A 230-nucleotide genomic window follows, 5' to 3' on the forward strand; every position below is an offset into this window, starting at 1 on the left:
GCCCGAATCAGGTGCACAATGCAGGTTTGCACCATGGAATTCGGCCAGGTTGCCTCGACAGCTTCCGGCAAGCCTTTGAGCCCGTCGCAGCACACGATGAACACGTCCTGGACGCCACGGTTGGCCAGATCCGCGCACACCGATGCCCAGAATGCAGCGCCTTCATTATCGGCAATCCACAATCCCAGGATGTGCTTGATGCCGTCCATGTCGACACCAACCGCCATGTA

At 58.7% G+C, this 230-nt stretch carries 1 protein-coding gene; it reads right to left on the reverse strand.

What is annotated here, in order from left to right; all coding sequences use genetic code 11:
* On the reverse strand, nt 1-230 hold a 230-nt coding region (locus QP997_RS09860; protein ID WP_284847019.1), incomplete at both ends, for a transposase.

Source organism: Corynebacterium sp. MSK039 (assembly GCF_030232315.1).
Classification (GTDB): domain Bacteria; phylum Actinomycetota; class Actinomycetes; order Mycobacteriales; family Mycobacteriaceae; genus Corynebacterium.